The organism is Vibrio gallicus, from assembly GCF_024346875.1.
GTDB classification, from domain to species: domain Bacteria; phylum Pseudomonadota; class Gammaproteobacteria; order Enterobacterales; family Vibrionaceae; genus Vibrio; species Vibrio gallicus.
Window position 1 is genome coordinate 933501 of the sequence record NZ_AP024872.1, and the last position, 18779, is coordinate 952279.

Annotated in this window: 14 protein-coding genes; 5 read left to right on the forward strand and 9 right to left on the reverse strand. The window is 43.5% G+C overall.

Annotated elements, in window-relative coordinates; all coding sequences use genetic code 11:
* Positions 1 to 13 precede the first annotated feature (13 nt).
* The gene (locus OCU28_RS15945; protein ID WP_261817867.1) at positions 14 to 229 is read left to right on the forward strand and encodes a DUF2909 domain-containing protein; all 216 of its coding nucleotides are present in this window, start codon (positions 14 to 16) and stop codon (positions 227 to 229) included.
* A 9-nt stretch (positions 230 to 238) separates the two neighbouring features.
* Here OCU28_RS15945 and OCU28_RS15950 read toward each other — a convergent pair whose 3' ends face one another.
* The 4 genes from OCU28_RS15950 to coxB are packed head-to-tail and all read right to left on the reverse strand — an operon-like array spanning position 239 to position 4543.
* Positions 239 to 1114 (reverse strand): cytochrome c oxidase subunit 3, encoded by an 876-nt coding sequence (locus OCU28_RS15950; RefSeq protein WP_261817868.1) that lies wholly within the window; start codon positions 1112 to 1114, stop codon positions 239 to 241.
* Positions 1111 to 1722: a cytochrome c oxidase assembly protein gene (locus OCU28_RS15955; protein WP_261817869.1), complete on the reverse strand. Its 612-nt coding sequence runs from the start codon at positions 1720 to 1722 to the stop codon at positions 1111 to 1113. Before OCU28_RS15955 ends, OCU28_RS15950 begins: the two co-directional genes overlap by 4 nt.
* Before the next feature lie 5 nt (positions 1723 to 1727).
* A complete protein-coding gene (ctaD, locus tag OCU28_RS15960) occupies positions 1728 to 3389 on the reverse strand; it encodes a cytochrome c oxidase subunit I (RefSeq protein ID WP_261817870.1) in 1662 nt (553 codons plus the stop codon).
* Complete coding sequence (gene coxB, locus OCU28_RS15965) at positions 3389 to 4543, reverse strand: cytochrome c oxidase subunit II (protein WP_390623826.1); 1155 nt, start codon at positions 4541 to 4543, stop codon at positions 3389 to 3391. The genes ctaD and coxB overlap by 1 nt, the downstream gene beginning before the upstream one ends.
* A 366-nt stretch (positions 4544 to 4909) precedes the next feature.
* On the opposite strand from coxB, the gene OCU28_RS15970 reads away from it, so the two are divergent.
* The gene (locus tag OCU28_RS15970; RefSeq protein ID WP_261817871.1) at positions 4910 to 6571 is read left to right on the forward strand and encodes a mechanosensitive ion channel family protein; all 1662 of its coding nucleotides are present in this window, start codon (positions 4910 to 4912) and stop codon (positions 6569 to 6571) included.
* 825 nt (positions 6572 to 7396) lie between these two features.
* Here OCU28_RS15970 and OCU28_RS15975 read toward each other — a convergent pair.
* Both OCU28_RS15975 and OCU28_RS15980 read right to left on the reverse strand, forming a co-directional pair.
* Positions 7397 to 8236 carry a methylated-DNA--[protein]-cysteine S-methyltransferase gene (locus tag OCU28_RS15975; RefSeq protein ID WP_261817872.1) on the reverse strand — a complete coding sequence of 280 codons (840 nt, stop codon included), beginning with the start codon at positions 8234 to 8236 and terminating at the stop codon, positions 7397 to 7399.
* 1 nt (position 8237) lies between these two features.
* Positions 8238 to 9122: a DMT family transporter gene (locus OCU28_RS15980; RefSeq protein WP_261817873.1), complete on the reverse strand. Its 885-nt coding sequence runs from the start codon at positions 9120 to 9122 to the stop codon at positions 8238 to 8240.
* Positions 9123 to 9618: 496 nt separating this feature from the next.
* Here OCU28_RS15980 and OCU28_RS15985 point away from each other — a divergent pair, with 496 nt between their 5' ends.
* Both OCU28_RS15985 and OCU28_RS15990 read left to right on the forward strand, forming a co-directional pair.
* A complete protein-coding gene (locus OCU28_RS15985) occupies positions 9619 to 10557 on the forward strand; it encodes a hypothetical protein (RefSeq protein ID WP_261817874.1) in 939 nt (312 codons plus the stop codon).
* A gap of 84 nt (positions 10558 to 10641) precedes the next feature.
* Positions 10642 to 12711 (forward strand): YjbH domain-containing protein, encoded by a 2070-nt coding sequence (locus OCU28_RS15990; protein ID WP_261817875.1) that lies wholly within the window; start codon positions 10642 to 10644, stop codon positions 12709 to 12711.
* A gap of 103 nt (positions 12712 to 12814) precedes the next feature.
* Here the strand turns inward: OCU28_RS15990 and OCU28_RS15995 are convergent, their stop codons facing one another.
* The 3 genes from OCU28_RS15995 to lamB form a co-directional block, all read right to left on the reverse strand.
* Complete coding sequence (locus OCU28_RS15995) at positions 12815 to 13453, reverse strand: tetratricopeptide repeat protein (RefSeq protein ID WP_261817876.1); 639 nt, start codon at positions 13451 to 13453, stop codon at positions 12815 to 12817.
* A 546-nt stretch (positions 13454 to 13999) separates the two neighbouring features.
* Positions 14000 to 14821, reverse strand: coding sequence for a MalM family protein (locus OCU28_RS16000; RefSeq protein ID WP_261817877.1), 822 nt, complete (start codon positions 14819 to 14821; stop codon positions 14000 to 14002).
* Positions 14822 to 14948: 127 nt separating this feature from the next.
* Positions 14949 to 16190 (reverse strand): maltoporin LamB, encoded by a 1242-nt coding sequence (gene lamB, locus OCU28_RS16005; RefSeq protein ID WP_261817878.1) that lies wholly within the window; start codon positions 16188 to 16190, stop codon positions 14949 to 14951.
* A gap of 467 nt (positions 16191 to 16657) precedes the next feature.
* On the opposite strand from lamB, the gene glgX reads away from it, so the two are divergent.
* Positions 16658 to 18658, forward strand: a complete 2001-nt coding sequence (glgX, locus tag OCU28_RS16010) for a glycogen debranching protein GlgX (RefSeq protein WP_261817879.1) — start codon at positions 16658 to 16660, stop codon at positions 18656 to 18658.
* The last annotated feature ends 121 nt before the right edge of the window (positions 18659 to 18779 follow it).

Genomic DNA, 18779 nt, shown 5'->3' on the forward strand with positions numbered 1-18779 from the left:
TTTGGACGCGCTTATGTCACCATTGATCTTTAAATTAATTATCATCGGACTACTGCTCTTTATCCTAACAAACCTTGCTAAAGCGTTGATTATTATGGTGAAAGAAGATGGCTCTGTGCCTATGAGTCGCTACTTAGGACGACGCGTGCTGCTATCAGCCTGCGTAATATTATTTCTGGTACTCGCCTTAAAACTTGGTTGGGTCATGCCAAATGCCCGCCCTTATTAAGGGTAAAACCTACAACACATACACGAATACAAATAAACACAACCACACCACATCCACAAAATGCCAATACCAACTGCCAGCCTGAAACGCAAAATGATCTTTCGGTGTAAAGTGGTCTTTAGCAATCCGAAACAGTAATACCACAAGTACCGTAGTACCTAGAAACACATGCATTCCATGGAAACCCGTCAATAAAAAGAAGGTGTTTCCGTAGATCCCAGATTGCAAAGTAAGCCCCATATCTTGATAAGCATGAATATACTCAACGCCTTGGTAGTACAAGAAGAATGCAGCTAAGACTATGGTCAGCTCTAACCATACGATAAGGGCCATACGTTTATTCTGTTCAAGGCTGATATGAGCCATATGCAAGGTCACCGAAGAGATCAGCAAGATAATGGTGTTCTTAAGTGGTAGGCCTTCCCATCCCATAGCGGTTGTCATCGTACCATCAGGGGTAGTAGTTAACGGCCACAATGACTCAAATGCAGGCCAAAGCACCTCATGAGTCATAGCGTTATTATCCGCACCACCTAACCATGGGACTGAAAACATCCGTGCATAAAAAAGCGCACCAAAGAAGGCTCCAAAGAACATCACCTCAGAAAAGATAAACCAGCTCATCCCCTGTCGAAAAGAACGCGTTATCTGAGCGCTGTAGTACCCAGATAACGACTCTTGCACCACATTGGTAAACCATCCTGCTAACATTACTAGCAATATAACTAAGCCAATTACCAGCACCCAAGGGCCAAATACCCCACCGCTATCTTTGGTCTGAACCGTTACGCCTGCTCCTACGGCAATAAAAAACAGGGCAATAGCCCCAACTAAAGGCCAATGACTCTGCGCAGGTATGTAGTAAGCCTGATGCTTATTACTCATAACGTGTCTCCTAGGTTTTCATCCATAGTGGAAGAGCGCTTCCCAATCTCAAGTGATGAGACAGACGTCGCAGAAGCAGGTTTTGGTGAAATATCGTAAAGGGTGTATGCCAACGTAAGGGTGTGGATTGACTGTGGCAGATCATGTTCTACATAAAAAATCAGTGGTAACTCAGCTTTAGCTAACCCCTGTAAGGGTTGGTGATTAAAACAAAAGCATTCGATTTTGTTAAAATGGGTCGCGCCCATCCCTGGAGATACCGATGGTACTGCTTGAGCAATCATAGGAGACTTCGATTGATTGGTTGCAAAATAAGCCGTGCGTACAACCTGACCAGGATGTACTTGTATCACCTGTTTTTGCGGCTCAAAGGTCAAAGGCAAATCGTTAGCGATATGTGAAATAAACTCCACTTTAATAGTGCGACTGGTATCAACTTGCATCGCTAGCGGTGCCACCGCTGCTTCACTAGAGGTTTTACCGTTAATGCCCAGCTGTTCACATAAAATGTCATACAGTGGTACTAGCGCAAACCCAAAGCCAAACATGGCTAAAGTGGTACCGCATAAAACCGCAGTCAGCTTTTTATTAGACATCGAGCTGGGCATGAGGGTTACTCCGCCCGTTTAGAGTCAGGCGTGTTATAGCCAAAATCTGTTGGTGGAACACTAAATGTATGGTGTGGAGCAGGGCTAGGTACCGTCCACTCTAGGCCTTCGGCTCTCTCCCATGGTTTCGCTTTAGCCTTCTCTCCGCCGCGGATACACTTCACCACTACCCATAAAAAGATAAGCTGTGACAACCCAAAAGCAAACCCACCAATAGAGACTATCTGATTCACATCGGCAAACTGGATAGCATAATCAGGAATACGCCTTGGCATCCCCGCGAGCCCTAAAAAGTGCATCGGGAAAAACAGGATATTGACTGATACCACTGAGGTCCAAAAATGGAGCAAGCTCAGCTTATGGCTATACATATTTCCCGTCCATTTCGGGAGCCAATAATAAGCTGCCGCCATAATCGAGAACACAGCCCCAGAGACCAACACATAGTGGAAATGCGCCACCACAAAGTAGGTATCATGATACTGAAAATCTGCCGGTACAATCGCTAACATCAGGCCAGAGAAGCCACCAATGGTAAACAACACAATAAAAGCAATCGCAAACAGCATTGGCGTTTCAAAGGTCAAAGCACCACGCCACATAGTCGCAACCCAGTTAAACACCTTAACCCCTGTCGGCACTGCAATTAACATGGTGCAATACATAAAGAAGATCTCTGCGAACACAGGCATCCCGGTGGTGAACATATGATGCGCCCATACCAAAAACGACAGCAGTGCAATCGAGCAAGTCGCGTAGACCATAGAGTGATAACCAAATAGACGCTTACCACTAAAGGCTGGAACAATGGCCGAGATAATGCCAAAAGAAGGCAAGATCATGATGTATACCTCAGGATGACCGAAGAACCAGAATATATGCTGGAACATCACCGGATCCCCTCCACCAGCGGCATCAAAAAAGCTGGTACCAAAATATTTGTCAGTCAACACCATAGTCACAGCGCCCGCTAGAACCGGCATTACTGCAATCAAAAGAAAGGCGGTAATCAACCAAGTCCACACAAACAATGGCATCTTCATTAAGGTCATGCCTGGAGCGCGCATATTGAAGATAGTAACTATGACGTTTATTGCTCCCATAATAGAGCTGATACCCATGATATGGACCGAGAATACAAATAGCGCAGTGCTATCAGGTCCGTATGTTGTAGAAAGTGGAGCATAAAATGTCCAACCAAAATCGGGGCCGCCACCAGGCATAAATAGCGAGCTCAATAAGATTAAAAAAGCAAACGGTAGGATCCAAAAGCTTAGGTTATTCATCCTTGGCAATGCCATATCTGGCGCACCGATCATCATAGGGATCATCCAGTTAGCCAAACCTGTAAAAGCGGGCATCACGGCACCAAATACCATGATCAAGCCATGAACTGTGGTCATTTGATTGAAAAACTGTGGATCGACCAATTGTAACCCCGGCTGAAAAAGCTCAGCACGAATGACCATTGCCATCGCACCACCGGTAAAGAACATAATTAGACTAAACCATAAGTAGAGAGTACCTATATCTTTATGGTTAGTAGAGTAAATCCAGCGAGCAATACCCTTGGCAGGCCCGTGATCTTCATGAACACCGCCACCACTGGCATGGGTATCATCGGTTGCGACACTTTCGCAGACCGTGCTTTTATCATGCTCTTTCATTACTCACCCTCCGCATTCATCTGTGCACTCACATCCGATGCCTGCACTGCATCTCCAGTATTGTTATCCCATGCGTTTCTTTCGTATGTAACAACCGCTGCTATTTCTTCGGCAGTCAGTTGGGTGCCAAATGCCTGCATTGCTGTACCACTCACTCCATTGACAATAATATCAATGTGATTATCAATCCCACCCAATACCACTGGGCTTCCCTTCATTGCAGGGAAGACATTAGCGACCCCTAATCCGTTACTCTGGTGACAGACTGCACATCTTCCCTCATAAACCTGCTTACCCTTTTGCATCAACTCATCCATGCTCAGAGTCTTACTTAACGCCTCTTGTTCGGCTTGTTTTTGTTTAGCAAGTTGCTGCTCTTTTTCCGCTATCCATTCATCAAACTCGGCCGCTTCTACTGCACGTACGACGATCGGCATAAAGCCATGGTTACGACCACACAGTTCAGCACACTGTCCACGATAAATCCCTGGCTTATCTATCTTGGTCCACGCCTCATTAATAAAGCCTGGAATGGTATCTTTTTTAACTGCAAAGTCAGGAACCCACCACGAATGGATGACGTCATCAGCTGTCATTAGAAAACGGATTTTTTTTCCCACCGGCAGCACTAAAGGATTATCAACCTCAAGCAGATAGTGCTCCCCTTTCTCGTCAGTACCTTCTATCTGTTCATTTGAGGTTGATAGGTAACTAAAGAACTCAACATCATGCTCAAAATAGCTGTAATGCCACTTCCACTGCGAACCGGTTATTTTGATCGTCAATTCTGATTCACTGGTGTCTTCCATCTCAATCAAGGTCTTGGTGGCTGGGATCGCCATTGCAATTAAGATCACAATCGGTATTACCGTCCAGATAATCTCAACCTTAGTACTTTCGTGGAAATTAGCCGCCACTGCCCCTTTAGACTTTCGGTGTTTGAAAATGGAATAGAACATCACACCAAACACCACTATGGCGATGGCAACACAGATGTAGAAGATCAACATATGAAGGTCGTATACCTTTCCGCTAATCTCAGTGACGCCTTGCGTCATGTTATAGGAAGGCTCAGATTGAGCAGATGCTACGCTACTTAAAGCGCATGCGCACAGTGGCGCTATCGATACCAGCGATTTGATGTGGTCTCTCATTTGGCGTGTCACCCTCCTGGTGAGCCATAGTTTGAGGCCGGTAGACTGACATATAGGTCAGAACCAAGCTCAGAACGACTAATGCATTGTGCTAAGAGATATATTTAGCTTTCAACATAACTGATGCTACAAGCCCAGATATACGCAACCCAAATACTCAATGTCGACTTCTGACTGACATCTGAATGTTATTTTTATGTTAATAAATGCTAGTTTAGATTGAACATTGTTCAAGAAATCTAATGCTTCTTTCTTTAATTGAATTTTCTGACAATCATCTGTCAGCAAAATCTCACTTTATTCCCTATACTCATGTCATCCCAGTATGGGTTCTATTTTTTCACATAAATTCAAAGAGATACGAGAATGAAACTAGGTAGGTTCCTTCTGAAATTATTGATGCCTCTGATGTTGCTTGGTTTAGCTAGCACGGTCGCAAATGCGGCCGATATCGATCACATGCTTAAGCAACAAACCGCAATTTCAGCCCAGGTTGAAAAGGTAACATCGGCAGCAGAAGAAGAAAGCTTGTTTTTAGAAGACGTTTTGCGTCGTAAAAACAACGTACTGCGCGAGCAAATTGGCAGTGAGATAACCAAAGGCGCTGCTCCTGAAAAGCTCAAGCGCCTGGTCGTAGCCCAATCTGATCTATTACAAACCCTTATCGACTTCTCTGAAGTCAAGGCAGCAAAACTGTTTGCAGACTCACGTAATGCAGAAGCCGCGGAAAAAGCAGAGTATCAATTTCTAGCGCAACAAAGACTTAGTACAGTTGATGTCTACTACAACGAGTTATCAGCCACCTTTGACTGGGCAAAAACACTCGAGATTGAAATCGATGAAACCCAATTCAAACAAGACCTCACAACCCGTGGTGAGGCGCTGTATGATATTGCGATTTACTTAGACTCAAGAAAAAAAGCGCTCGACGAGCGATTGAAGTTCACTGCAGAAGCGGACAAAGATGATGTAACTAAACAATCTATCGCTTTAGTGCAATTGCAGAAATTCTTACTATCTAGCCTAAATAACACAGTCTCATTAATGGAAAAATATGAGCTGGATGTTACCGATTACAAACAAACCCTATTTGCAATGACAGGGGATATCAATGCAGACGTATTAGATATCAACGTAGCATGGGGACTGGTTAGTGAATGGGTCGATTCATTCAAGGAATGGGCGCTCGACAATACCCCGTCTATTCTGGTGAAACTGTTAGTTTTCTGCGTCATCATTTGGGTATCACGCACGCTGGCAAAAGGAGTAGCGAAAATAGTTAAACGCAGTGTTTCGCACTCAAAAATGGAGTTCAGCGTGTTGATGCAGGACTTTTTCACCTCCATCGCCTCAAAGGCAGTGACCTTCATCGGAATACTGATCGCACTATCACAGATAGGGATAAACCTTGGCCCACTATTAACCGGCTTTGGTGTTGCTGGGGTAATTATTGGCTTTGCACTGCAAGATACACTATCAAACTTTGCTTCTGGCTTGATGATCCTTATCTACCGTCCATTTGATGTAAAAGATTTGGTTCAAGTAGCCGGTATACAGGGCACAGTCAGCCATATGAACCTGGTATCTACTACCATTCGAACCCTTGATAACCAAACACTCGTTATTCCAAATAACAAGATCTGGGGTGACGTAATCAATAATATGACCTCGGAGCGAGTCCGCCGTGTCGATATGGTATTTGGCATTGGTTATGACGATAACTTTGATTATGCCAAGCAAATAGCGATGGATGTATTAACCAGTAACGGTATGGTATTGAAGAAACCAGAGCCAAATGTACGCCTGCATACGCTCAACGAATCATCGGTTGATCTTATTGTACGTCCTTGGGTAAAAACTGACGACTATTGGGATACCTACTGGGATGTAACGGAAGAAATCAAACGTCAGTTTGATGCTAAGGGCATTACTATTCCTTATCCTCAGCGAGATGTGCATCTTAACCTTGTAGATAATAATTCTGAGCAGGTCAGTGAAATACTAAAAGGTAAGGTTGAAGCAAAATAACGACCAGTGGAGGGTGCTATACGGTGAATACCATTAGCACTCCCACTAGATTCTATTAATTGAATCAATATGACTTCGACTAACAGATAAAGAAAAACCCCGAGGGCGATAGCCCATCGGGGTTGTAGTCTTACTCGCAGCAATCCAGCTACTAAACAGTGCTCCTTGCATCAATTCCTTGATAGCTTGCTTATCCTAAGCTTATTCCTTTCTCGCCTTCCTAGCGGTGTCCAATGCCTTATCCCGGCTGACCAATATCCTTTTTGGTACTGCTCACTCGAATCCTTGAGCGGTATCCTTTACATCATCCTGATGTTAATCCTTCCTCTATCCTAGAGGTGTCCATTGCTTTCCTTAGCTAGCTACCATCCTAGTAACTAGTGTATCCATACAATGTCCTAAATCCTTTATCAACGACCTTCCTAGCCGTTATCCTTCATCCTGAAGTATCCATTTGTTGGGCTTCCTGCCTACCACTTAAGTTTCGCTGTTTTCTGCGCAGTAAACAATAGCAAATCCTCCCTCGATAAAGGACACACACCTATCATAAATACAAAATAACATTAATAATCAGTAGCTTAATATCATATCTGGATATTTAGGGTTGAAAATAACCCCTTTATCTCACGCATTTGTAAGAGATCTCGCACAAAATGACGGGCAAAACACCCGCCATAAATACCTTGTAGGGATAACTATTCAATGAATAATTGGTTAGAAAGAGGGTTGCTAGGTGTTTAATCCTTTATTTTCATATGATTAATGCATCAATAACCAGAGCAAGCATTAGAATAAAGATACATTCACAAGAGCTATTTATGCGACTTACTTGGCTGCCTCCCACCCTTGAATAGCAAGCTTTCTGTCTGTTCCCCACCTAAATTGACCCACATCCCCATCAGCACGGATAACCCTATGACATGGAATTAAAAAGCCAATTGTATTTGAGGCCAAAGCGGTACCCACTGCTCGAGATGCCTTGGGTGACCCAATTTTATTAGCTATCTGTGCATAGGAAAATAATTCTCCCGCTTGACTATTGATTAGGGCTTCCCACACTTTAATCTGGAAATTAGTCCCTTTAACCAGCAGATTTACCGGTTTGGATTTACTACTCTGCTCTGAAAGAAATATCTGATTAGCCACCTTCTGAGCATCTGCCGCCACATAGCTTGCTAAGGGCCACTGCTGTTTGAGGGCTAACTCTTTTTGATACTGGTTATCATCAATAAATTGCAGATAGCAGATCCCTCTTGTCGTCCATGCGATAAGCGCCATACCAAAAGGCGTACTAGCAACACCGTATTCAATGGTTAGCTTATCTCCAAGGTTCTGGATTTCACCAGGTGTCATCGCCTCGCAATTCACCATAAGATCATGTAAACGCCCGGTTCCTGATAACCCAACATCATGAGCGGTTTCCAACAAAGAGCTTGAGTGCTTTAGTGATTCTAGGGCGCGTTGCTTGGTTAGGCTTTGCATAAATCGCTTCGGTGAAATTCCAGCCCACTGCACAAACAGCCGTTGCAAGTGATATTCACTCAAATGCACCGCCTGTGCCACTTGCGACAAACTTGGCTGTAATGCTGAATTATCACGAATAAATTCAATAGCTTGCTTTACTATTTCATAATGCCGCAAAGATTCGATATCGTAATCTTTCATTTTAAGCTACTCGAGATGTTCGTAAAGATTTGAATGAAAAGCCCGTCACTAGCATCGTTCCGACTATGACAAATATTGCTCCAAATACCGTATTCAACCCAACTAATTCATCTAAGAATAGATTTCCCCATAAAATGCCAAATAGTGGAATAAGGAAAGTCACCGATAGCGCAGAAGCAGCACCAATATCTTCAATTAAGCGAAAATATAAAAGATAGGCAAGCCCTGTACAGACAACCCCAAGCGCGATAACGGATGCTGACATGGTCAATGTCGGGTCTTCACGCATTGGCATAAATGGAAGCAGCGGCAACACAATTAAGCTTGCCATCCACATACTACCGTGAGCATTATTAAACGACGATATCTTAGGCGCATATCGAGCATAATTACTGGCTATACCATAACAACATGCCGCCATAACCCCAGCTATAATAGGCCAACCAGACCCACTCTGAAGGTGTGACTGATCTAACCCAACCAAAATCGCAACCCCAATAACACCAGATAACAGCCCCAAAACAACCTTAACACTTGGTAAATTGCGGCTCCAAATCATAGCAATCGCCGCTCCCCAAATAGCCGCAGTTGAATTAAGAATGGATAGTATTGAAGCAGGTAATGTTTGAGCGGCATAGGCAAACAACAAAAATGGCAGCGCGGTATTAAATAAGCCAATAATAAAAAAATGTCGGCGATGCTCAAGCAATGGCAACTGCCGTTTAAAATACATCGCCACCAACATCAAACTAATAGCCGCTAGCAGAACCCGTGCTTCTATCAGGTAAGCAGGCCCAAAAGCATTGGCACAAATGCGCATAAAAAGAAAAGAACCACCCCATATCGCAGCCAGAGAAACAAGGCGTAGCAGGCTAGCTAAGTTCACAATAATACCCTTACATATAAAATCTATCGACCTTTGGTAGTGAGTTTTTATAGCGCTCACAGCCAAAAATAATGACAGAAGTGTGAGTTAGCGCACCTTTATATTCAACCCGATTCTTGCTTTTATTTTCAATAAGCTGCAGAAAATTCAATCTATGCATTGCATGCAATCACGATCTAGATCACACTTAACTATATTAAATACTCAATAGAGAATGACTGGCTAAAAAATCAGCGTATAGCTTATTTCAACATGCTAGGCTATTTATATAAGTAACATTTATATAAGTAACATTTATTTTTCTGCTTGGAAGGACCTTAGCAAATGAAAAACGCTTACTTCGCCCCACACTAGTGGCGCCTTGTATTTCAAAGGCCCAAGTAAAAATGATACAAGTTATATCATTCTCTCATCTGCCTATAACGGCATAAATTAAATCTATTTCTCATTGCGCTTATCATGACTAATAAGCAAAAATTTCACCCAGGAGGATAATGTGAAATTAAAACTAATCGCACTTGCAGTAACTGGTGTTTTATTAACAGGTTGCGGAAGTGACAATGACAACAGTGTCGATGCCGACTCAACCGCTGTTCAAGCTTTTGACGGTGCTGTTCGCTACCTTGATACCTATATAAAGTGTGACGGTGATACTGGCTTATATTATGTTGGTGAAACTGGTGGCAATGGCGTTATCAAAATTGGTAAAGGAAACTTCTCTACTTTTGATGCTGACCCTAGCAAGTGTGAGTTCCAATTTGGTGAAAACCTAACCGGCGCTGGCGGTAGCCAAGATGCTGTCGATGAGAGCAATAATAAAGATATGACTAACGTTCGCTACACTATTCCAGGCGAACTAATGAGTGCGGGACAAGCTATCGCAGCAACGCCATATACCACCCTAATTGCACTTAAGATTGCTGAAACAAAAGATGCTGGGCTTGTTCTAGACTTAGATGCGATTGTTAAACAAGCATTTGAGCAAACTCTACCTGCTGGCACTAACCTAACCCAAGCACAACAGCAGCAACTGCTTACCGATCCACAAGCTGTTCTAAACAGCCTAGATAGCGATAGCTCTAAAGCGGTTCAAGCAGCGACCTTAGTACTATCTGATGCGCTAGCTGGCGCTGATACTCAAAGCGACATTCCAGACTCAAGCCTCATTGAAGCGGCAACTAAAGGTGCAGCTACACAACTTGCATCAAACCCAGCTTTCCCAACGAATGATAATGGGGATCCTACTTACATTGACCTTTCTAGTGATTTTGAAAACTACTATAACGATGTAGCGGCTAATCCAGGTGAAGAAGTTGAGAAGCCACAAGCTCCAACTAAGCCTGATGATCCAGCATTAGAAACTGGCAAAAAATTAGACCCAATTCCAGAAGCCGAACTTCCTTCACCAACAGGTGGCAGTGGCTCTTCTAACTAAGTAGACTTAGTCATAATCAACGCCTCTTTATGAGGCGTTATTTTTAGTACTCATTGATTTGCAATCTAGGATATGGACATTCCGATGCGCATAGCTGTTTCTCGTGCTCTATCACTCTCACTTCTTACAAGCTTAAGCTACCCTGCATTTTCTCAGGTCGATATATTTCCTTCACAACAAGGATTTAGTGGGCTTATCTTTACCCCCAACGCTCAAGTATTGGAAGCCGGAAGAGGCAGTATTTTTTATGGGCAAGGAGTCCCGTATCGCAACAGTATCGCAGACCTAGATAACTGGTATGTAAACGCTGGTGTTTTTCCTCACTTAGAGGCTGGTGGTCGCATTGTTACCGATACATATAGCTGCAATGGCTATTTCGATTCAAACTGCGGTATCCGTGACCTATCGGCAACCGCCAAGCTGCAACTGCCCTATATTAAAGATTGGACCGGATTTAATTTAGCCATTGGGGCACAAGATATCGGTGGTGCAGCCAGTAATTTTGATGCCTATTTCATCGTTGCCGATACCGAAATTGAACCATTCAACCTGCGACTCAGCGGCGGCTATGGTCAATCTGATCTGAGCCTAGGGGTCTTAGATGGGCCCTTTGCCGGTGCTGAATGGCAACCCTTTGATTTCATGCAATTAGCGGGGGAGTACGATGCTCAACAGCTAAACGCTGCGGTTCGAATAATGACCCCACAGGGGATGTTGCCATATGGCGCACAGGTGGCCGCACAATATCAACTTTATTCAGGCCATGAGCCGCAACACAAAACTCTGTGGGGAGTAAATGCTTCAGTTCCATTATTTGGTGACACCCTCACTCGTAAAAAATACACCGATATCAAACCTGATACCGCAACACAAGTTAAGCAACAACTGACCCAAAATAAATCAGGCAGCCTAACTCAACTTATCAACAAGCTTAAACAAGAAGGCTTTGTAAACATACAAGTAGGCTCAGATCTCGGTACGTTAGTGGTTGCACTAGAAAACAAACGCTACCGCCATAACCCGATTGATGGTGTTGGGGTCGCCCTTGGTATTATTGCGGCCAATACCAACCAAGAGATATTTAATAGCCTTCCAGGTCACACAAAAGCCTCCCAAAACATCGAGTTAATAGTGCTGCAAAACAAGATACCTATGCTGTCGGTATCTAGCGATGTAGGCTGCTACAAGACATTTTTAACGCAAGCCATAGAATGTACCAAAACCCAATTCTCTACCGATAACCTCAATGCCAAAATGAAACAAACCCAATGGCAGTATGAAACCGTCAATGATGGATTTGGTTATAGTGAACTGATTTTTGCTCCCGTTATGAATTATGCAGTGGCAACTGAATACGGTGTTTTTGACTATTCTGTTGGACTCGGCAGTAACCTATACACCCCCTTATGGAAAGGCGCTGCTATAGATATTCGCCATATTCTTCCAATCACGAATAGCGACGATTATGAAGACGGCTATTACGCGTCACAAGCGCTAGAAAACGAAGTAGACCGAGCTTTGTTCCATCAAGCCTTTCGCTTACCGGCTAATCTTATGACTCAATTTAGTGCAGGTTTAGTACGCGGTAATTATTACGGTGGCCAAAACGAAACACAGTGGTATAGCTCTACTGGTATGCATAATTTCGGTTTTGAAGCAGGGTATTTTGAATCGAATCAAGATTCAAACTCCATCGAGAGAACGCCATTATTAGCCCACTACCGCCTATCAGTAGCGCAATGGAATTGGCAGTTACAGGTAGATGCTGGGCAATTCTGGGGAGGAGATCAGGGCGTTAAAACAACCTCTAGCCATTGGCTAGGTGATACTCGCCTTGATGCCACTTATCTCAATAGCGAACGTGAACAATTCGTCACCCTAAACATTTCTATCCCACTCACCTTATGGCGAGAAATGGAACCCGGTTACCTGCAAGTTCGAGGCGCAAGTGAATGGAACTTCAATGTTCAAACCCGTGTTGGAGAAACCCACAACCAGCTTAATACCGGCCTAGGGCAAACGGCTAATAACTACCACAACCTTGACCGTCAGTATTACTCTAGAACCAGACTTAACCCTGATTATTTTGAGCACAACCCGACTAGATTGCGTAATGCTTACTTAAAATACCTTGATGAAGTGGTTTACGAATAGTAACGAAGCACCATACCTGTTGCACTGACAGCTGAAGACTTTCAGCTGTCAGAAGAAACCACATGACAAACTGAGAGTCTCAAACCATCGATTCGCTCTCTCCTCACTTCTGTTCATCCTCAATTTGCCCTTCCGCTCTCTCGCTCCAGATCTTCGCTTTATCGTCGTCAGCTAAAGGGTTTTCAGGAGAGCGATACCATTCAGCTAAAAACATCTGAGCCCTAACACATCGATTCGAGGCCGCATGTTCAATCAAAGCTAAGCCACGATCCATATTTGACCTAATTCCATAACCTTCAAACAAGGCTAGCCCTTGCTCAAATTCTGCTTGCTCATCTCCTTGAGCCGCATCCAGCGCATTTTTCCAGTATCTATATTTATCTTGTGGTACAAGGTCTGAATTATTGTTATCACACACACGGATAAAGCCTACGATACCTTGTTCTGAATCGAGCTCTGCAGCTCTTTCATACCAATACAAGGATTCTTTGGGGGAAGAGGATTCATTTTCTTTAGCTAATTGCAATTGCGCGGATACGAGCCCCTCATCGGCTAGAGCTAAAGTTTGGTTGTGCGCGCGTGCGCGTTCTGCAGCAGCGTTTTTGTGCAACTGCTGATCTTCTAGCTCTTTTTGCTTGATACGATCTGCCCGGTATGCAAAAAAGCGACCTATCGAAAAAAATAGGGCTACAAATACCGCAATTGCACCGACCGTATACAAGATTTCCGTTGTTGTATCCATACACAACCACCGTCCATCGTTTCCTTACACAAGTAAAATAAGTAAGGAAATTCAAGTTTCTATCAAGATTCGCTCCATACTTGTCATACAAACATGAAAACGATATGCATTTACCTAAGGGTATTATAGTTCAATATCTCAGTATTAGACCTGTCACAACTGATGTACCGGTGAGTCGATGTGGTTCTTGTAACGACGCTCTATAGGAGCAAGAATCCTAGAATCGATGTATCGGTGTATCGGTGTTCCGATGTATCGCCACTCTCACCGCTCCCGTCATGCCGGTAGGCTTTTAAGCCGGCATCTGTGATAACTCAGTATTTATTCAATAGCGCTATACCCAACTCACACAAACACCACCTACGCAGCAAAGAGGCGTAAAAAAGCCTAAAGGAACTACGGTTCTTATAGCGCCGCTCCATAGGATCATAGATCCAAATGACCATAGAGCCGCCCCTCACCCCTACAAACAAATACGGCAAAAATAAAACAAAAAAAGCCAGAGCATAAGCTCTGGCAAAAAGTTAACAAATGTACGAAAAACAATTAGGATTTGGAATTAACAGCGTCAACATAAACTTGTTGAACACCTTCAACACCTACCTCTTTCGCCTCATCTAATAAGCTAAGAGCCTTAGGAATGTTGTCTTGTTCTACTGCCTTACGAATCGCATTGCGGTAATATGTTTGTGTCGCTTCATCAACAGACTGGGCATGTGGTGCGGTCGTTGCAGCATCTTCTTTGTCAGTAGTGAATAACGATGACGTAGCACCCTCGACTTCAACCAATACTCGACCCGTTTTCACATGTGGCGTAGGGATATCTTTTACCTCTGGAAGGTAATTACCTTTGCCTTCAGCCATCGCTCGTGCTGGGTGTATACGGTCAGTGGTTTTCTTCAGCTCAGCATCAGTAGTATAAATCAGCATAGTGACTGACTTTTCCGTTACTGGTGGTGTAAAGCGAAATTCAGCAACTAGGCGGTCACCCCATGCAAGGCGTGGACGACGATATTCAAATGCAGATGAATCGTACTTTTCAATAACTTGCCCATCTTTAGTGACAAATAGAATCTGGGGTGAAAAGAATGCATCATCAACCATTTGACTGGTGACTGATATATCTAGTGGTCCCCTATTTGATGGAATATCGAAGGCAACAACAGGACTATCTATAGTTCCGTTGTTCAAAACTTGAGTATCCTCATCAATCGCAACCGTAGATTGACTATCTAGCTTAAACTGTGCGGTTTGCAATGATGTAATCGCAGCTACTGCACTATGCTGAGCACTTTGATGCATCACTTCTTGAGCTGCGCAACCTGTAAGGGCAACGCAACAGCTTAAAAATAGGGCGCGTAGTTTCATTGGTTTTCCTTGTTATTTTTATTAGTGCTTTATCAATACACTGTCATTACTAATCAAAACACTAATAAAAATAGCCGGCAAGTGGCCGGCTACAAATTAGACCTAAATTTTCACAATTTGCGAGCGCTTACCACCAAGCTTCTGCTTGGATACCCACTACGTACTCAGTATCGTTGCCTGTACCGAATGCATCATCATTCTCAGTATCTAGGATGTAAGAACCGTATACACGGATCTCAGGACGAGCCCAGAAGCTGCTACCCATTGCCCAAGCTTGAGCAACTGTAAATTTAGCGTTACCGAAGTCTTCAGTTCCACCATTATTATCTAAGCGTTTACCTGCATTATAGCCACCTTCAAGTACGGTGCGCATAGTATCATCCCACTTATACATTGGACGAACTACAACAGAGTACTGGTCGATATCGTTCTGAGCACCAGTGTCATCACCAATATCTTGACCTGCTAGGTATGCTAACTGGTGACCCATTTCCCAAGAGTCGCCCATTGAGATAACACCCCAGTTCAATAGACGGTAACCCGTAGAATCATTAAATTGGTCTGTACCACGAGCGTAGTAAGAACCTGAACCCCAGAAGTTAGCAGCCTGAACACCGTAACCAGCTGTACCATATTGGAATACAGTTTGGTTGAAGCCATTGCTTAGACCTTGTTGAAGAATCAATGTAGCTAGTAGGCCATCATCAGCTTGCTCAGATACACCAGAATCTTTATCTACTGCGAAGTTGTATGCAAGCGCGACTTCTAGGTTAGCATCAGACCAAAGACCGATGTTTGCTAGACGTGCATCAAGGATGAAGCCAGAAGAATCACTTTTTGGTGCATCAGCATCTGTAGGATCTGTAGTATTATCACCATCTTGGACAAGTGCTACAGAAAGCTTAGTATCACCAATAGAGATGTTTTCAATACCACCACCAGTACCTGATGTGTTTAGGTAGTAGAAGTCAGTAATGTGGATGTCTTTACGTTGGTAGTAAGTTTTACCAGCCCAAAGCGTTGCACTACGGTCAAATGCTAGAGCGCCTTTTGCTTTAACAGCAAACTGTGCAACGTTGAAGTCACCGTCTTCCCAACCGTTTGCACCTGGAGCGCTAGAAGCAATCATTGACTCGATGCGCCAGTTAACTTCACCAGTTTTAAGATCTTGTGCAAGACCAAACTCAGAGTAGTTATCGTTCTCGTTACCTAGACGACCAACACCGTTTTTATTTACTGATACGTCTGAACCGCTGTTACCACTAATACCAGTGCCAGCACGCATATAACCATTGAAATCAACTGCTAGAGCAGAAGTAGAAAGCAATGCGGTTGCTACCGCTGCTGTGAGTATATTTAGTTTTTTCATTATCCTGTCAACTCCCGACAACATTATATTTTTAAGTAAGGCAGAGCTAGAGACGTTCCGTTCCGATATGGAATCGCTTCATACTTGCTATCGATTAAGAGCAATTAGAATTCGCTTGGGCCTTATCGATGTGAAAATCTTATGACTAGAAGCATATCTGTGCCTGCCCCTTGATTTTTTTTACCTAGGGGGAGTAGTAGGGTGTAGAAAAGGCGTACTAGGCGTACTTTAGGTATGAGATCACATAAACAAGGTGTATTTTCCTGTTTTTTTATGAGATTGATCTCGGGTAGGTATCTGCAAAAGAAGATCTCGATCGATGTTTAAAAAGTTCAACCCATTTTGATATGAAATCAGAGAATTTACATTTTTGTGACATGACGCAGAAAGGCTATTGCGTTAACTCATTAAACCTTTTAACGTAAGCAAAAGCATTCAAGATTAATATAAAAAGAACACCTATTAGAATGATTATTAAACGATCTCGCCCTTATCCGCTGGGTGCCGAGTTAGATACAAGTGGATGTAACTTCTCAATTCATGCACCCAACCGCTCCGGTATTGCGTTGGTGCTATTTGATGAAAATGGACAATTCAAAACCTACCCAATGACAGAGCACTTTGGTGATATTCGTCATATCTATATCAACGGCGTAAAAGCCGGTCAGAAGTATGGGTATACGGTTACTGATGAAAACAATCAACAGTACTTATTATCGGACCCTTACGCTAAGGCCCTCAGTGCTCCTTTACACTATGAGGCGCCATTTACAGCCGAGAAAAGCTGGTTAATGCCTAAATCTGTGGTTATTTCAGGCAAATTTGACTGGCAAGACTCTGAATACCCGCGTATTCCACGCTCTGAAATGGTACTGTTTGAAACCCACGTCAAGGGTTCAACTAAACTTAATCAACAGATCCCAATTCAAGACCGAGGAACCTATCTGGGCCTCATCAGCGAACAGATGCTCGAGTTCTATAAAGAGCAGAACATTAACTGTCTGCAACTTTTACCTATCGCTGCATGTATGCATGAGCCTCACCTACTCGAAATGAACAAGGTGAATTACTGGGGCTATAACCCTTATGTATTTATGGCTCCAGACCCTCGTTATGCACAACTCGATGCGGTACACGAACTCAAAACGACGATTCGTGAGCTACATAAGCATAATATTGAGGTAATTTTAGATGTCGTCTATAACCATACTGCAGAAGGTGGGAATGGCGGTTTAGTCTTTAACCTCAAATTATTAGATAACGACTATTACCTAAAACACGGTTGCCATTACGCTAACTTCACAGGATGTGGTAATACCATAGATCTAAACTATCAGCCGGCACTCAATCTAGTGATGGATACGTTGCGTTATTGGGTAACGGAATTCAAAGTTGATGGCTTTCGCTTCGATCTCGCAGCAACCTTAGGTAGAAATGGCGATGACTTTAATCGTGAAGCCGCGTTTTTCAAGGCCATCGCTCAAGATCCAACGCTAAAACAGGTAAAGCTTATTGCTGAGCCATGGGATATTGGCCCTAACGGCTATCAAGTTGGCAACTTCCCTGACGGTTGGAACGAATGTAATGATAAATTTCGAGATATTACGCGCAGCTTCTGGCGTGGTGACCAAGGGTTTTTAAAAGAATTCGCAACCCGCATTATGGGTTCACGCGATATCTACAGTGCCAGTCGCTGGCCCCACAAGCTAACAGTTAACTATATTACGTATCACGATGGCTTTACGATGCAAGACCTCGTGTCTTACAAATTGAAGCACAATGAAGCCAATGGCGAAAACAACCATGATGGTCATGGTGACAACCGCTCTGATAACCTGGGAACCGAAGGGGACACCGAGAGTACAGAGATTCGAATGTTGCGCGAAAAACGTAAGCGTAACTTCATGAGCTCTCTGCTGTTTTCATTTAGTATCCCACACATCCTCACCTCCGATGTTCTATCGCATTCTCAAGGTGGTAACAATAATGCCTACTGCCAAGACAATGAGCTGAGCTGGCTAGATTGGGAATTGGATCACCACAGCCTCGATTTTAAGAAGTGGCTCGCACAAATGGTCGCCGCTCGCCAGGAGCATATGGTGCCGTTTATTAATGCCTTTAGTGGTGAAACCAGAAATGACAACCGTGTTAGCTGGCATAGACCCGACGGTCAGTTAATGGAAATGGATGACTGGAACCAACTCAATGCCGTTTCTCTAAAACTGGGAATCGGTACCGATGGTGCAGAGTTACTCTATTTCATCAACCAATCTCAAACCCCAGCTCGCTTTAAAATACCCGATGGTGGCACCGAGCGCTGGACACTGGTTTGTGATACCGCTTATTCACAAGCAGGAGAAGGGAAAATATCCCGAGATATGCTTTTAAAACCGCAATCTATGGCGATTTTAAAAGCACAGGGCGCAGTGAAACAACTGCCTGCAACACAGCTATCAATGGAAGCCTAAAAACTCCCCTTACAGGCCATCGCCTGTAAGGGGAATTATCATTTATTTAATCCAAATTCGCCCTTTGATTATCTAGTCACCAAGAATAAATTAAAACAGTTCTTGATCATGCTATAAAATC

Bases quoted from the DNA above. Each gene is read 5' to 3' on its own strand.
- OCU28_RS15945 (WP_261817867.1), top strand. From the start codon at position 14: ATGTCACCATTGATCTTTAAATTAATTATCATCGGACTACTGCTCTTT.
- OCU28_RS15950 (WP_261817868.1), bottom strand. From the start codon at position 1,114: ATGAGTAATAAGCATCAGGCTTACTACATACCTGCGCAGAGTCATTGG.
- OCU28_RS15955 (WP_261817869.1), bottom strand. From the start codon at position 1,722: ATGCCCAGCTCGATGTCTAATAAAAAGCTGACTGCGGTTTTATGCGGT.
- ctaD (WP_261817870.1), bottom strand. From the start codon at position 3,389: ATGAAAGAGCATGATAAAAGCACGGTCTGCGAAAGTGTCGCAACCGAT.
- coxB (WP_390623826.1), bottom strand. From the start codon at position 4,543: ATGAGAGACCACATCAAATCGCTGGTATCGATAGCGCCACTGTGCGCA.
- OCU28_RS15970 (WP_261817871.1), top strand. From the start codon at position 4,910: ATGAAACTAGGTAGGTTCCTTCTGAAATTATTGATGCCTCTGATGTTG.
- OCU28_RS15975 (WP_261817872.1), bottom strand. From the start codon at position 8,236: ATGAAAGATTACGATATCGAATCTTTGCGGCATTATGAAATAGTAAAG.
- OCU28_RS15990 (WP_261817875.1), top strand. From the start codon at position 10,642: ATGCGCATAGCTGTTTCTCGTGCTCTATCACTCTCACTTCTTACAAGC.
- OCU28_RS15995 (WP_261817876.1), bottom strand. From the start codon at position 13,453: ATGGATACAACAACGGAAATCTTGTATACGGTCGGTGCAATTGCGGTA.
- OCU28_RS16000 (WP_261817877.1), bottom strand. From the start codon at position 14,821: ATGAAACTACGCGCCCTATTTTTAAGCTGTTGCGTTGCCCTTACAGGT.
- lamB (WP_261817878.1), bottom strand. From the start codon at position 16,190: ATGAAAAAACTAAATATACTCACAGCAGCGGTAGCAACCGCATTGCTT.
- glgX (WP_261817879.1), top strand. From the start codon at position 16,658: ATGATTATTAAACGATCTCGCCCTTATCCGCTGGGTGCCGAGTTAGAT.